The sequence below is a fragment of the Chryseobacterium salipaludis genome (genome assembly GCF_022968825.1).
GTDB classification, from domain to species: domain Bacteria; phylum Bacteroidota; class Bacteroidia; order Flavobacteriales; family Weeksellaceae; genus Kaistella; species Kaistella salipaludis.
Map to the genome: position 1 here is coordinate 286,542 of NZ_JALHKS010000002.1, position 15,988 is coordinate 302,529.

At 45.1% G+C, this 15,988-nt stretch carries 12 protein-coding genes; 9 read left to right on the forward strand and 3 right to left on the reverse strand.

What is annotated here, in order from left to right; genetic code table 11:
- The first annotated feature begins 124 nt into the window (after positions 1-124).
- From MVI27_RS04040 to MVI27_RS04080, 9 genes are all read left to right on the forward strand, one after another.
- Positions 125-2,821, forward strand: a complete 2,697-nt coding sequence (locus tag MVI27_RS04040) for a carboxypeptidase regulatory-like domain-containing protein (protein ID WP_246959405.1) — start codon at positions 125-127, stop codon at positions 2,819-2,821.
- A gap of 84 nt (positions 2,822-2,905) precedes the next feature.
- On the forward strand, positions 2,906-3,796 hold the full coding sequence (locus tag MVI27_RS04045) for a GLPGLI family protein (protein ID WP_246959406.1): 891 nt from the start codon (positions 2,906-2,908) through the stop codon (positions 3,794-3,796).
- A 131-nt stretch (positions 3,797-3,927) separates the two neighbouring features.
- Positions 3,928-4,182: a FeoA family protein gene (locus MVI27_RS04050; RefSeq protein ID WP_246959407.1), complete on the forward strand. Its 255-nt coding sequence runs from the start codon at positions 3,928-3,930 to the stop codon at positions 4,180-4,182.
- A 42-nt stretch (positions 4,183-4,224) separates the two neighbouring features.
- Complete coding sequence (gene feoB / locus MVI27_RS04055; RefSeq protein ID WP_246959800.1) at positions 4,225-6,255, forward strand: ferrous iron transport protein B; 2,031 nt, start codon at positions 4,225-4,227, stop codon at positions 6,253-6,255.
- A 201-nt stretch (positions 6,256-6,456) separates the two neighbouring features.
- On the forward strand, positions 6,457-7,038 hold the full coding sequence (locus MVI27_RS04060) for a Uma2 family endonuclease (RefSeq protein ID WP_246959408.1): 582 nt from the start codon (positions 6,457-6,459) through the stop codon (positions 7,036-7,038).
- A 183-nt stretch (positions 7,039-7,221) separates the two neighbouring features.
- Positions 7,222-8,607 (forward strand): phosphoglucosamine mutase, encoded by a 1,386-nt coding sequence (glmM, locus tag MVI27_RS04065; protein WP_246959409.1) that lies wholly within the window; start codon positions 7,222-7,224, stop codon positions 8,605-8,607.
- Between the two features lie 34 nt (positions 8,608-8,641).
- The gene (locus MVI27_RS04070; protein WP_246959410.1) at positions 8,642-8,872 is read left to right on the forward strand and encodes a hypothetical protein; all 231 of its coding nucleotides are present in this window, start codon (positions 8,642-8,644) and stop codon (positions 8,870-8,872) included.
- Positions 8,869-9,162 carry a type II toxin-antitoxin system RelE/ParE family toxin gene (locus MVI27_RS04075; RefSeq protein WP_246959411.1) on the forward strand — a complete coding sequence of 98 codons (294 nt, stop codon included), beginning with the start codon at positions 8,869-8,871 and terminating at the stop codon, positions 9,160-9,162. Before MVI27_RS04070 ends, MVI27_RS04075 begins: the two co-directional genes overlap by 4 nt.
- Before the next feature lie 61 nt (positions 9,163-9,223).
- Positions 9,224-10,594, forward strand: coding sequence for a tetratricopeptide repeat protein (locus MVI27_RS04080; RefSeq protein ID WP_246959412.1), 1,371 nt, complete (start codon positions 9,224-9,226; stop codon positions 10,592-10,594).
- 35 nt (positions 10,595-10,629) lie between these two features.
- Here the strand turns inward: MVI27_RS04080 and MVI27_RS04085 are convergent, their stop codons facing one another.
- The 3 genes from MVI27_RS04085 to MVI27_RS04095 all read right to left on the reverse strand — a co-directional run bounded on the left by MVI27_RS04085 (position 10,630) and on the right by MVI27_RS04095 (position 15,980).
- Positions 10,630-11,898: a DUF6080 domain-containing protein gene (locus MVI27_RS04085; RefSeq protein ID WP_246959413.1), complete on the reverse strand. Its 1,269-nt coding sequence runs from the start codon at positions 11,896-11,898 to the stop codon at positions 10,630-10,632.
- 31 nt (positions 11,899-11,929) lie between these two features.
- On the reverse strand, positions 11,930-13,474 hold the full coding sequence (locus MVI27_RS04090; RefSeq protein WP_246959414.1) for a protein adenylyltransferase SelO: 1,545 nt from the start codon (positions 13,472-13,474) through the stop codon (positions 11,930-11,932).
- Between the two features lie 130 nt (positions 13,475-13,604).
- Positions 13,605-15,980 (reverse strand): penicillin-binding protein 1A, encoded by a 2,376-nt coding sequence (locus MVI27_RS04095; protein WP_246959416.1) that lies wholly within the window; start codon positions 15,978-15,980, stop codon positions 13,605-13,607.
- Between the last annotated feature and the right edge of the window lie 8 nt (positions 15,981-15,988).

Sequence of the window (15,988 nt, forward strand, 5' to 3'; positions counted from 1 at the left end):
AAAATCAAATCGGTCGGCTTATCTTATGTCAATTAGGACTTTGACGATACCGCTGCACCTGCAATAATGACCGCCGGATTGTAACAATGCAATGAAAATGCCTACTTATCGGGAAAATTTAAGCATGAAGCATTTCGTTTCTTTTTTTATGGTTCTTTTTTCAGTGATGGCTGCTGCCCAAACCACCGTGAGCGGCAAGGTGAATGACGAGGAAGGAAAACCGGTCAGCAGCGCCAGCGTCACCGTGGAGGAAGCCGGCCGTGATGCCATTATTGCCTACGGTATCACCAATGCGAAAGGGGAATATAAAATCACCTTTACCTCCGCCGAATCTCAGGTAAACATCAAAGCAAAAGCCTTTAATCATAAGGCGCAGCTGAAAATCATTAAGAACGAAAATCAGTCGACGAACTTCACACTGCAGACGGATGCAACCGAAATTGCCGAAGTTAAAATTAAAACCAAAATCATCACCAAGCGTGGCGACACCATTTCGTACGATCTCAAAGCGTTTGAAAGCCAGGCAGACCGCACACTGGCCGATGTACTGAAGAAAATGCCCGGTATTGATGTGAATGCAGATGGAACCATTTTGTATCAGGGTGAACCGCTGCAGAAGTTTTATGTAAACGGAAAAGACCTGATGGAGGGCGGCTACGGAACCATCAATAATTCGCTGCCCAAAGATGCCGTGGCCAAAGTGGAAATTATGGAAAACCACCAGCCGCTGAAAATCTTGGAGGGAAAAGTTCCGTCGGACAAGGCAGCTATTAATATTAAGCTGAAAAAATCAGTCACCATGACCGGCCGTGGGGAAGTGGGCGCCGGCCTGGAACCTTTCCTCTGGAATGTGAAACTCACGCCGATGTTTTTCGGGCAGAAAAATCAGTGGGTTTTAAATTACAAAACCAATAATAATGGCGACAGGGTAGAGCGCGAAGGAATGCTGCTCGGCGGCTTTAACCGCTGGGAAGGGCGCCGCACCCAGGCCTCACAGCGTCGCTGGATCAGCTTGGATGAAGCGGGCACGCCGTCGCTACCGGAAAAGCGCTACCTATTCAACAACGTACATTACCTTTCTGCTAACCTGCTCACCAGCCCGTTTGAAAATAAAGAATGGGAACTGAAACTGAATGCCAACTATACCAATAACACGGTGGACCGCAGCTCTTTCAGCTCACAGGTGTTTGAACCATCTGATTTGTATCCGAATGGTTTGGTGACCTCTAACCGCATTACCAACCGCTTCTTCACCGATGCGGCAAAAGGGGAAATTATTTTCACGAAGAATGCCAAGAAAGGTTTCTTTAAAAACACCACCACCTGGAACGGTTTCTGGAATGCCGACCGCGGTTTGCTTGCCAATAACAATTCCGCAACAGGAAATTATGATTTAAATGAAAGCCTGACGGCACCCACCGGAATGATACAGAACTCACTGAGCACGATTATCCCATGGAAGGAAAAAATGGTGAATTTCATGAGTTATATCGGCTATCAGAAAGACCGGCAAACCTCCACCACGTTCTACAATAACTTTAATGAACTGAATGATTCCCTGGGCACGGCCAGCCTGTCGCGTCTGGACCAAAGCATTTCGCTGAATACTTTCCAGGCAGATCACTCAGCGTCCGTTGGCTTTTCTTACAAGCGCTGGACCTTCACTCCGGAAATCGGATTGAATATTTCTACCAATGAAATGACATCGCAACTGTTTCAGGAACAGAGTCCGCTGGGCCTGAAATTCCGCAATGATTTCTCCTGGAACCAGATCAATTCCTACACACAGGTAGGCATTAATTACAAAGGAAATGCACTGAGCCTGAACCTGAATCTGCCGGTGAACTTTTATGCGATTGATTACAAAGACCGTTTGCGTACCGCAGACCGCGAAATCAACAGAACTGTTCTGGAACCGTTTTTCTGGGGAACGTATCACTTCGCTTCTTTCTTTAAATTTTCCGTTTTCGGGAACGTGAATCACAGCTTTGGCAACTTCGGGGATTTGTATGAAGGACAGCTGCTTTCCAGTCCGAGAACATTGGTTATCCGCAACAGCCGACTGCCGGAAAACCGCAATGCAAGCAGTTCTGCACGCCTGGAGTATCGCAATCCGCTGAATAATTTATTCTTCAATGTGCGGTACACGTATGGGCAGAACCGCCGTAACCTGATTTCACGCCAAAAGCTTACCGAGTCGGGTCTGGTGATTTCGGAACTGGCAGATTATACCAATTCTACTTTTTCAGAAAGCCAGGGAGCGGAAATTGGTAAATATTTCCCGAAATTTAAAACCAATGCCTCCGTATCATTCAGCAACCGCGATTCCAACAGCTATACGCTGTTGCTGGCAGAAGATCTGACTTCTTTTATTTTAAATGAAACCAGATTCAATGGCCAGACGCTGGGGGTGAAATTTAATAACACTTATTTTTCCTGGCTGAGTGTGGATTACAACTTATCGATGAACTGGAACGAAAATAAAAACCTGTACACCAAAACCGGCGCGCGAACGTCCGGCTGGAATCACAACCTGGCGACGTACATTTATCCTTCCAAGAATCATACATTCGGTTTCTTCTGGGATGATATGTCCACTCAGAAAGCGGGCGATACCTACCGGAATTCCTTTTTTGATGTGCTGTACCAGTACACCTGGAATAAGAAGAAAATTGATTTCGAACTGCGCTGGTTAAATATTGCCAATAAGAAAGTGTACGAAACAATTTCCTATAGCCCAACGTATTTGCAGACCACGGTGAACAGTATTGACATCCGTCCGAGCCAGTTTATGTTTACGGTGAAATTTAACTTTAAATAAATACATGATCTGTACAATATTCATTTTTAAGTACATTTGTTAAAACAATATTTTTCTTTTACATTTAATTATAAAACATAGATTATGAAAAAAATAGTAGCCCTTTTAGCCATTTCCGGCAGTATCCTGCTGAGCGCTCAGGAAACTGCCAACCGCTTCTTTTATGAACTTACTTTTAAGCCCAAAAAAGAACAGGCAGACACGGATAAGGTGATGACCATCCTGGATATTACCAAAGACAAATCCCTCTATCGCGATTACACCATGGTTGCCCAGGATTCACTTCTTAAAGCTGAAGTGGAAGCCATGCAAAAGACAGGCATGTACAAAGACATGAGCAAGACCATCAAGATGCCGAAATTCAGCGGGCAGGTATATAAGTTTTATCCGTCCATGAAGGTGCAGTATGTGGATATGGTAGCGAATGGATTTACACCGATGAAAATCGGATATAACGATGATACCAAATTCAACTGGAAGATTGAAAATGCCAAAGAAAAAATAGGCGAGTACAACGCACAGAAGGCAACAACTGATTTCGGCGGCCGCAAATGGACTGCCTGGTTCTCCACAGATCTGCCGTTCCAGGACGGGCCTTATAAATTCCACGGATTGCCCGGGCTGATTGTGAAGATTGCCGACAGTGATAACAATTACAGCTGGGTGCTGAAAGGGAATAAGCAGGTACCGAACTACAGCGAAAAAACGTTTGCCGAAACAGTAATGCCGGGCGGCGATGGCGGGAAAGTGATGGAAGTGTCCCGTGAAAAATTCGAGAAAACCTACAACGATTACAAGAAAGACCCGCTGGCAACTGCAAGACCGTACATGACAGCAGAAGTGATGTCCCAGAAAATGCCAGGTTCAGATCTGACGATTGGTGAAATGGTGAAGCAACAGGAGAAACAAATGAACGAATTCTTCAATGCGAATAATAACCCGATCGAAATTACAGAGGGAGCCAAGAAAAAATAAGGACTCACTGGCATCAATAAACCATAAAACCTGTTTCCGCACGGAAGCAGGTTTTTTAGTAATTATTTAAACCCGGTATCTTATTTAGATTAAATTCAAATAGCGTATCTTTGCCACTCAAAACTGTTGATTTGAAAAGAGATATTTCCGATAAGCTGTGTTGCTTCCCGCGTCAGAAACCAGGCAGAATCCTGGGCTATGCCAATGAGAACCTGACCATGCCTAATAAGATTATTGAAATGGGCCTGTTGCCGGAAACGCAGTTTAAGATTTTATACCAGGCACCTTTCAAAGGTCCGTTGTACATTGAGTTTGGCGACGAAAAAAGCCGCATTGCCCTTCGCGAAGAAGAAGCACGCTTTATCATCGTTGATTCCCTAACCTAAATTTTCTCCTGAAACTTGCAAGAGTTGCTGCAGGAGCGCAAAATGAACCATCCCAGCAAACAAATCCTATTGGTCGGAAATCCCAATGTAGGGAAATCCACCATTTTTAATTTACTGTGTAACAAGAAACAAAAGACCGGAAATTATGCTGGTGTTACCGTGGCGAGCCATTCCGGCGACTACGAATACCGCGGTGAGCATGTGGAAGTAGTGGATCTGCCGGGGTCTTACAGTATTTATCCCGGCTCCGAAGACGAAGCTATTTTTTCCAAATTCCTGATAGATGAGCAGTACAAATACAGCGGCGTTGTCTATATCCTCGAAACACTGAGCATCAAGCGCGGCCTGCTTCTATTTCAGCAGATTCAGGATTTAGGGATTCCGGCCTTGCTTGTGGTCAATCAGATCGACCAGGCGGAGCGGCGTGGCATCACCATCGATACGGATAAATTAGCCGAAGAACTGAATGTAACTGTGCTGCGGGCCAATGCCAAAGAAAATCAGGGCATCGACCAGCTGCGCGAAGAAATTTTCAATAATAATTTTGCAGTTTCTTCCACGGTTTCTTTTGATATTCCCACCGAACAGAAAGGTTTGGTTTTTAAAATACTGCAGGAAACCACCGAGCAGAATCAATATAAAATCTGGACCCTGCTGGCTTCCGAAACCTATATGGGCAAACTGGAAAGCGTGCAGGAGCTGATGAACAATGACGAGGTCAAATGCCTTGTGCCGAAACGCCTGCAAACCCAGGAAACCATTCGCCGATACCAGCAGATTGACCGGATTATGTCGGCCGTGGTAGCTAAAAAACCACAATTCAAGGAACTGCTGACTGAGAAGCTGGACCGCATCCTGGTACATAAATTCTGGGGCTATGTGGTTTTTGCCGGAATATTATTGTTTATTTTCCAGAGTGTGTTTTTCCTGGCCGAATATCCAATGGACTGGATTTCCGAGTTTTTCCTCTGGCTGTCTTCGTTCGTAGGAGCCCATTTACCGGAAGGACCGATTAGTTCGCTGCTGGCCAACGGGATTATTCCGGGTGTAGGTGGAATTATGGTCTTTGCGCCCCAGATCGGGATTTTGCTGTACTTTCTTTACCTGCTGGAAGACTCGGGCTACATGGCACGTGTGATCTTCCTGATGGATCGTTTTTTGCGGCCGTTTGGACTGAATGGGAAGAGTATTGTGCCGCTGGTATCGGGTACAGCCTGTGCCATTCCTGCCGTCATGTCGACCCGGAATATCGAGAATGTCAAAGAAAGACTCATCACCATTCTGGTAACGCCGTTTATGACCTGTTCGGCACGGCTGCCGGTGTACAGTATCATCATCGGGTTGATTGTGCCGGATAAGTTTATCCTAGGCGTCAGCTACAAAGCTTTGGCACTGATGGCGATGTATTTTCTGGGCTTTTTTACTTCACTGGTTTCTGCTTTTATCTTAAAAAAAATTATTCCGAGCAAAGGAAAATCTTTCCTGGTGATGGATTTGCCGTCGTATAAAATGCCACTGTTTGGTTATGATTTTAAGATTGTTCTAGGCAAAGTATGGGAGTTCGTGACCGGCGCCGGAAAAATCATTTTCTTCTTCAGTATTGTGATTTGGTTCTTCAGTTATATCGGACCAAAGCAGCAGCCTGATGAAATGGTCGCTACTGATGTGAAGCTGGAAAATTCCTATCTGGCTAAAATGGGCAAAACCATTGAGCCGGCCATCGCACCGCTTGGCTACGACTGGAAAATGGGCGTAGGAATCCTGACCAGTTTTGTGGCGCGCGAAGTTTTTGTGGGAACCATGGCCACCTTGTACAGCCTGGACGAAGAAGCACCGGAAGGCACCATTAGCGAGAAAATGCGCAGTGACGTGAAACCCAATGGCGAAAAGATGTTCAATCTGGCCACTGGGGTATCTATTTTGCTGTTCTATGCCTTTGCGATGCAATGTATTTCCACTGTGGCGGTGGTGTACCGCGAAACCAAGTCCTGGAAATGGACGGTGGCACAGCTCGTGGGAATGTCGGGACTGGCGTACATAGCGTCGCTCATCGCTTATCAGATTTTAAAGTAATGGACACCTCACTTCTTATTCAGTATATTCTTATTGCGGCTGTGGTCTTGTTTGCAGGTTACAAACTGTATCAGATTATTGCCAAAAACTTTGCGCCTAAAAAATTCAAAAAAGGAAAACCTGGCTGCGATTCGGATTGTGGCTGCTCATAAGCCATTGATTCCGAGATGAATTTTGGTTAACTTTGATGAAAATTGCGTTATGGAAATAACAAGTTTGAGCCAGGTTGATTTAAATAAGTCCTACACGTATGCAGATTATCTGCTGTGGAAGTTTAAGGAAAGGGTAGAGCTGTTCAGGGGAAAAATATTCAAAATGAGTCCTGCGCCGGCAAGGGTACATCAGGATATTCTGCGAAACATGACGCTTACTTTCGCCCCATACTTCAGAACAAATGCTTGCAGGCTGTATTTCGCACCTTTTGATGTTCGGCTTCCCAGTAAAAATGGGGAGATTGAAACGGTGGTGCAGCCGGATTTATGTGTAGTTTGTGATCTTTCCAAACTCGATGATAAAGGGTGCCTGGGCGCGCCTGACCTGATTGTGGAAATCCTTTCGCCGGGGAATACAAAAAAGGAAATGGATCTTAAGTACAGTATTTATGAGGAAGCCGGCGTTCTGGAATATTGGTTGGTGCATCCTACCGATAAAAACATTCAGGTTTTTGTGCTGGAGAATGGGATCTATATTGGTTTAAAACCGGTAACCGAGGGGCAGATCATGACTTCCCGCACCTTTCCTGAACTGAGTTTCAGCACGGATGAAATTTTTCAGAATCTGTAAAACAATATATCACTGCTTGTTGTTTTTCATACAATTTTATAAAAAGGTCTTATAATACGATTCATATACATATGAAGGCATACCTGCAGATACGCAGGATATTTCGTACTTTTGTACTACTGAAAATTGCTGGCTGATTCGTTGAGATTTTTCACAAGACAGCAGCATAAATCCTACACTTTTATGTCCCTAATCAAATCAATATCAGGTATCCGCGGAACCATCGGCGGGCGTGTCAACGAAAACCTGACACCGCTGGATGTGGTGAAATTTACCTCCGCTTTTGGAACCTGGCTGCAGCAGAACAATAATAAAAAAGACCTCACGCTGGTAATTGGTCGTGATGCCCGTATTTCCGGTGCCATGATTAATTCCCTGGTGACCGCAACTTTGCAGGGACTGGGTATCCATGTGATTGATTTAGGACTTTCCACCACACCGACGGTGGAAGTAATGGTGCCCGAGCTGAAGGCAGACGGCGGCATTATCCTGACGGCTTCGCACAATCCGAAACAATGGAACGCACTGAAACTGTTGAACCATAAAGGCGAATTCATCACCGGTGAAAATGGGGCAGAAGTACTGGCACTGGCAGAAAGTGAAGATTTTGATTATGCGGAAGTAGATGAACTCGGTTCTTATGAAACCCGAAAGGATGGCATCGATATCCACATTGAAAAAATATTAAATCTGCCGGCCGTGGATGCAGAAGCGATCCGGCCTAAAAAATATAAAGTAGTCGTGGATGCCGTAAATTCCACCGGCGGTATTGCCATTCCGCAATTGCTCGAGGAACTGGGCTGCGAAGTGGTTAAGCTATACTGCGAACCGAACGGTCATTTCCCGCACAACCCGGAACCTTTGAAAGAACATTTGGGAGATATCTGCGAACTCGTGAAACGCGAAAAGGCAGATCTGGGTATCGTGGTCGATCCGGATGTAGACCGCCTCGCACTGGTCGATGAAAACGGAGAGCTCTTCGGAGAAGAATATACCTTGGTGGCTGTAGCGGATTACCTGCTGAAAAGAACGCCCGGAACTGCTGTTTCCAATCTTTCTTCCAGCCGTGCGTTGCGCGATGTAGCAAATGGGTTGAATTCAGAATATTTTGCGAGTGCCGTGGGAGAGGTGAATGTGGTTACCTTGATGAAAGAAAAAAATGCCGTTATCGGTGGTGAAGGAAATGGCGGAATTATTTATCCGGAACTTCATTACGGCAGAGATTCACTGGTGGGTGTGGCGTTATTCCTGACACATCTGGCTAAGGAAAACAAAACCGTATCAGAACTGCGTGCAGGTTATCCCGCTTACTTTATGGGTAAAAAGAAACTGGAACTTACACCTGATATCGACGTAGATGCCCTTTTAACAAAAGTTAAAAATTATTATCAAAACGAAAAGATTTCGACGGTCGATGGTGTGAAGATTGATTTCGAGAAAAATTGGGTACATTTAAGGAAGTCAAACACGGAACCGATTATCAGGATTTATACGGAAGCATTCTCTCAGGAAGAGGCTGACGAATTAGGAGAACAGATGATCATAAAAATACGTGAGCTGCTTGATTGAATTATAATAAGATATTCATCAGAAATTAAATGAAATGAGTGCAGATATTACACTTCAAAGTAAAAAACTGGAATTGATTCGGTGGCTTGCTGAACTGCAGGATTCCGCGGTCATTAATGAAATTTTTGAGCTTAAGAAAAAAGATAAAGAGTGGTGGAACGAAATATCCACAGCTGAGCGTGAATCCATTAAGTCGGGTATGAAAGATATAGATGAAGGGCGACTTATCCCACACGAAGAGATAGTACGATATTTTAAAAAATGAAAAAAATTGAGTGGACGTATCGGGCAAAGAATGAATTAGAACAGACGTATAATTTCTGGCTTGAGCATAATTTGTCGGTAACCTACTCGGAAAAAGTTTTGGATGAAACGCTGAAAGCAGTTAATTTAATTGCTAAAAATCCTGAAATCGGTCGCGAGGATAAGAATCTTAGGTTAAGAAGATTTCTGTTATTGGAATATTTCTCACAGGTATATCGCGTTGAAAAGGATAAAATAAGAATTGTATCATTTTTTGATAACAGAAGAAGGCCTCAGTCCAAAGAATTATAATTAAATAAAAATGCTGGGGGTAGTAAGATGATGGTCTGATACCGTTGGTACTGTAAATACATTGGAAGAATTTTTTGAAAACGAACTGGTTCAGCGATTTGAAACCATGATTGAAAATAATGAGGAACTCTACTTTGAAACAGAGGAGTATGAGGAAATCATTATTCATTACCTGGAACTGGGCGATATTTCTTTTGCAGAAATGGCGGTGAAATACGGCCTGAAAATACACCCGGGTTCCGTGGACCTGAAGATTAAAAAGTTCGAGGTTTTCCTCGAACTCGAAAAATACACGGAGGCGAAAGAACTGATGTCTGAACTGTATGAAACCGCGCAGGAAAACACGGATTTCCTTGTGTGCTGCGCTAAATATTACAGCAATCTGGGCAACCCGCGCCGTGCGATTTCCTATTGTGAAAAAGCCTTGGAGTTGAAAGAAGAGGAAAATTTCCTGAACAATTTCATTGCAGATGAATATGTGAATCTGGAAGATCCCTTCAAAGCTCTGAAGCATTACAAACAGGCCATGCAGCATGATCCGCAGGATGAGTATGCGCTTGAGAATGTGATGTTCTGCTACAACCAGCTGCAGCGCGGCGATGAAGCCATTAAATTCCTGAACGGATATCTGGATACCTACTCGTATTCCGAAACCGCCTGGTATGAATACGGACAGTTCTATTTCAACCGGAAGAATTACGAAGAAGCCATTCGGGGCTTTGATTATCTGCTGGCAATTAACTCACAGTCGATCGGCGTGTATGCCAATAAAGCGGCCTGTTATGAAGCCATGGAAGCCTGGGAGGAAGCCATTAAGGTATATGAAGAAATGCTGGCACTGGAGTACACAAAATCATTTACCTATTACAAAATAGGGTTGTGCTACAAAGAGAACAAGCAGCTTGTACTGGCACTGAACGCATTTCAGAAGTCGTTGCGCGATGATCCGCAATTCTATCTCTCCATGATGGAACAATCCTATCTGTACGAAGAAATGGGCAGCATGCGGGAAGCACTTCACTTCGCGAAGGAAGCCGTTTCTCTGAACGACAGCAGCCTGGATTATCAGAAGCGTTTGGCGTTTTTATACATTGATTCCGGCAAATTCGAGGAAAGCCTGGAATGTCTGAAAAAACTGGTGTATTACGAGCCCAACCGTTTTTATAACTGGTATGCGCATTCGGAAGTACTGATGTTGCTCGGTGAATATGAGGAGGCAGTCACAATTTTACTGCAGGCACTGAAACAGCACCACCGGGCAGAATTATATTATCAGCTCAGTAACTGTTATTTCCATTTGAACAGTCAGAAAAAAGGCAGGGCTGCTTTGGCCAAAGCGCTGGAGCTGGACCCGAAACTGCTGGAAGATATGCAACAGAAATATCCCTTTATCCGGGAAGAAATTGACCGCGTGAAAGCAAAGAAGAAATAATTTCCACACATAAAGCAGGTTAACGCCTGCTTTTTTTATATATAATACCGGTTCAGAAATTCGAAGAACTCTGCCATCCTGTATATGTTATTCACCGCAAGGTAGAGCAGCAGGACACTCACCGTTGCAAACAAACCTGAAAGTACGGACGGCTTGTTCCTGTAGGAATAAAACAACCAGCCCAGCAGCAGCGGAAACAAAAAAACGAAATGGCCACCATAAATATAACTCGTGTGCAAGCCAAACTTCAGCACTGCGTGGATGATGACATCGATTAAAAATGACAGCATTAGTATTTGCGCAAGTTTATTTTTAAAATTAACAACATACGACCACAACAGCAGCACCAGCACAATTACCACGAAAGCGTAGGCGAGGTAACTGCTGTAAACATCCATAAACAAAGCCTTGTACGCGAAGCCGTGCTTAGTTTTATAGTCCCTGACCACATAACTGCTCAGCAACATATTTCCGCCCAAAAACCAGGAGCTGACCATGTCCCAGACAGGCGTTACTTTCGGATTGGAAAACTTGTCATACTGCTGCCCTGATTTGTTTAAAAACTGCATCCATTTAAAATCAATCCGGTACAAAAACAAGAACATGAACAAAACCGCCGAAATAAAAATACGCAGAGCCGTTCTGCCAAAGGCTTTAGGTTTTTTAAATACCGTCTTTTGAAACAATGCCGGAATGTACACCTTAACAATATTTGTAATGGTAAGTCCACCAATGCTCACCGCGGCAAGTGTGAAAGCAGTCCAGGGAATTTCATGTTCCTTCCTTAATTTTAATGCTGCATAATAATTAAACAAAATCAGCAATAAGAGCGTATAGGTATAGGTTTCCGGTGTAAAGGAAAGTAGGATCGTGGTGCTGAAAAAAGCCATGAACGCAACCAGCAGTAAATTAATCTTATCCGGCAGGCGGATGATATTCCGCAGATATTTATAAACCTGCAGCAAACTAAAACTTACCGCAATGCTGCTGCACAAGCCCAGAACCAAACGAAAGACTTCATTCTTCTGTCCACCTGAAATAAGTAACGCCAGTTCACGCAGCCAGTTGAAAAAATAATTAGCGAGCGGATGCCGTTCGTATCCCCCGCCGGTCATCACAATGGCGCGGTTATCGAAACTGAAATAGGCATCCCAGGGGATGCGGTCGTCAAAAATAATCCGGTAGTTCCAGGCGATATAGGAAGCCAGCGTTCCGTATATCATCAGGAAAATAAGCAGCAAAAAGGTTTCAGTACGATTCTGCGGAAAAACAGTCTGCAGCAGGTAACGGAACTTCTGTTTCAAAGGGTGCGTATTTGCGCAAAAGTACGCTTTTTCAGGAACTGCAGGACAGGGCAGAGCAACCCGGCTTGTCATCATATTTAGACGGCCGTTTCACCAACAATTCCGGGTACCTGTTTTCATAGGGATGCTTAATAGCGTCAGCCAGCTGTGTCAGCATTTCCTTATTCCCCTCGTTCACCTGTTCGATGCATTCAAACAACAGATAATTCCGCAGCACAAACTTCGGGTTCGCCGCGGCCATCTTCGCTTTTGATTCTGCCGCTGTACACGTGTTTTGTTGTAATCGTCTCAGATATTTGGTCGCAAATTGATGAAGCTGGTCTTTTGCCACAGAATCTGGAGCGTGGTAAAATGTATCTTTAAAGTGCACTGAAGCATTCGTTTCCTCTGTTAGTGTTTCCAGCAGCGTAAAGAAAAGCGTGTAATCCATTTTCTGGTCCTGCATGAGTTGTTGCGCCTCAGTAAATAAGTCTTCATCACCTTCGCGCAGTTCATCAAAACCGAATTTGCGGCTCATCATTTCATCATGTTTTTGCCAGAAATCACCATTAAAATCATCCAGCAATTGTTCCAGCAGTTTTTCATCTTTAATTAAAGGGAACAAGGCATTAGCTAACTGCCAGAGGTTCCACTGCGCGACTTTTGCCTGGTTTCCGAATGCATAGCGCCGGCCGGGCAGGTCGGTTGTGTTGGACGTAAAATTCAGGTCGAACTCATCCAGAAAGGAGAAAGGTCCATAATCAATGGTAAGTCCAAGCGCAGACATATTATCGGTATTCATCACGCCGTGCACAAAGCCCACGCGGTACCATTCCACGATTAAAGAAGATGTACGTTTTGAAATAGCGCGAAACAATTCCGCATATCGTTGTTCCCCCGTTTCCTGAACTTCAGGATAATAGTGTTCAATCACAAAATCTGCGAGTTGCTGCAGGAGTGTGTAATTTCGCTGGGCAGATGCCAGCTCGAAATGCCCGAAACGCAGAAAGCTGGGCGCTGTCCGCATCATAACTGCTCCTTTTTCATAGGTGGCATTTCCATTATATAAAATATCGCGCTCCACCTGCTCGCCGCTTAAGGACATGGACAGGCTTCGCGTGGTTGGAATACCGAGGTGATGCATGGCTTCGCTCATTAGATATTCGCGCACGGTGGAGCGCAAAACCGCGCGGCCATCGGCATGCCGCGAGTAGGGTGTAGCGCCGGCTCCTTTCCATTGCAGTTCGGTTGTTTCCCCTGCCTCATTGCGGATTTCTCCGGCAAAAATGGCACGGCCGTCACCGAGCTGGCCCGCCCAGTTTCCAAACTGATGTCCCGCATATGCTGTAGCGAAGGTTTTCACGGTATCGGGTACGGCAGCTGCGTTCAGAAAATCCAGGTCTGCCTGATTTTCAATAGTGCCGAGGCCAATTTCCTGTGATAGTGCTTCATTAAAAATAAGCAGTTCCGGTTCGCTGAATTTCATCAGTTCCACCGTGGAAAATAAAACATCGGGTGTCTGGCGCTGGCGCGTGTTTCCTGAAAAGTCCCCCGGAAAGAGCTCCAGGTATCGTTGGGTGATGTGATCCAAATTCATACTTCAAAGTTCGGTAAAAATTTGGCAAAGTAATTACAAAGGCATTATCGCACTGGTGTTAAAGTATTATAAATGAAAAAATCTCATGAAGCACGCTTCATGAGATTTAATTGTAAAAAGAGAATTTCTCTTATTTATTGAAATCAATTTCCTCGCCTGAATTCAGGTTTTCATTGATGTTGTCGTCACGTTTTGGTTGAGTTTTCGGACGTTCAACCGGTTGCGGCCGTGGATTTTTAATCTCATCAATGGTTTGCAAACCGCCGTCGTCTCCATAGCCGCCCAGGCCTTGCAGATCGGAGCAGCTGCCGGTCCAGTTGGAAGGTTTCACGAATTTATCTTCGATGGTAATGCCCAGGCTTTTATCAGCCCAAACCTTTTTCATATAGATGGCCCAGATCGGCAGAGCCATTTTCGCACCCTGGCCTTCTCCAGTACCGCGGAAGTGGGTAGCACGGTCTTCCCAACCTACCCAGACGCCGGTTGCCAGATACGGCGTAATGCCCATAAACCAACCGTCGGAGTTATTCTGTGTGGTTCCGGTTTTCCCGGCGATTTCCACGCCTTTCGGCACGCCCCGGCGGCCTAGCTCCCCGGAGGCCGTACCATATTCCGTTACGCCCTTCATCAGGTCAACCATCGTGTAGGCATACAGCTCATTCATAACCTCTTTCATCACCGGTTTTATTTCGGTGATGATGCGTCCGTTGGCATCCTCAATACGCCAGATCATTTCCGGTTTAATATAGTTTCCGTAATTGGCGAAGGTACTGTACGCTCCCAGCATTTCATAAATGGTGATATCGGATGAACCCAGTGCCACGGCATATTCATTCGGGATTTCTTCCGTCACTCCCAGGTCGCGCGCCGTCTGGATAACGCTTTTCACGCCGGTCATTTCAATCAGACGTACGGCCACAGGGTTTTTCGAGTGTGCCAGGGCGTCTTTCAGGGTGAGGTGCCCGCCTGAACCTAATACTCTCCAGGAACCTTTGGTGTAGGTGGCATTGGAAACGGTGGAGCATGGGGTCATTCCCAGCTTCATAATTGCCGTTGCGTACACAAAAGGTTTAAAGGTAGAACCTACCTGTCTTTTTCCTTGCTTAATATGATCGTACTGGAAGTGTTGCCAGTCAATACCACCCACCCAGGCTTTGATTTCACCAGTACCGGGAACCATAGACATTAAGCCGGCCTGCGCAATCTGCTTGTGATAACGGATGGAATCCCATGGGGACATTTCCACTTCTTCCTCACCATTCCAGGTGAAGCGCGTGGTTTTAATGGGTTTCTTAAATTCAATTAAAATAGAATCCTCCGGAACGCCTGCATTTTTCAGTTGCTTGTAGCGGCCGGTACGGCGCATGGCGTTCGTCATAATGGTGTTGATCTGCTTATCGTTGATCAGGTAGAACGGGCGTTGCTTTCGGCCGCGCTGCTCTGCATCAAAACGTTTCTGCAGATCGGTAAGGTGTTCTTTGATTGCTTCTTCCGCATACTTCTGCATTTTGGAATCAAGCGTTGTATAAATTTTCAACCCGTCTTTAAAAAGGTTCAGACTCTTGCCGGTCTTCTTTTCAAAGTCTTTCAGATACTGATCAATTTCTTTTCTTAAATAAAATTTATAGTATGCAGAATACCCGTCATCAATTGTTTTTATCGGGTGGAAATCTGTTTTAATCGGCGTTGCAATTGCCTGTTCATAGGTTTGCTGATCCAAATAGCCGGTTTTCAGCATCTGATCCAGTACCACATCCCGGCGACGCTTGGCGCGTTCAGGATTACGGAGCGGATTATTGGCTACCGGAGCTTCGAGCATAGAAACAAAAGTCGCGGCTTCCGGCAGCGTAAGCTGGCTGGTTTTTTTATTAAAATAAATGCGCGACGCCATCTCAATCCCGTTGGCATTGTTCACGAAATCGAATTTATTGAAATACAGCGTAATGATTTCTTCCTTGGTGTACCGCTTCTCCAGACTCACGGCCACTACCCACTCTTTCAGTTTCTGGAACGAGCGCTGAATTTTGTTCTGGGATGCTGTGCCGGTGAAAAGCAGTTTTGCCAGCTGCTGGGTAATGGTAGAACCACCACCACGCTGCCCCCGGAAGGCAACCGCACGCGCCACTGACTGCAAATCGATTCCGGAGTGTTCCTTAAACCGCTCATCTTCTTTTGCCTGCAAGGCATAAATCAGATAAGGCGGGAGCTCCTTGTACGTAATCGGCTGTGTTTTTTCTTTTTCGAATTTTCCAAGCAGGACACCGTCTGAGGAATAAATTTCAGAGGCCACATAAATATCGGGGTTTTCCAGTTCCTTCACATCGGGCATATCACCGAGGAAGCCTTGTGAAACTGCAAAGAACAAAGCAGAAATGCCCAGCACAATGGCCAGCAATCCTACCCAGATTATTTTAACCCATTTTTTCCAGCCGGTATTTCGCTTTTTCTTTGGCGGCAGCGGAAACTGAGGTTTCGTTTTTTTAGTTGTCGTTGGTTTGTTTTCCATAAAAAATT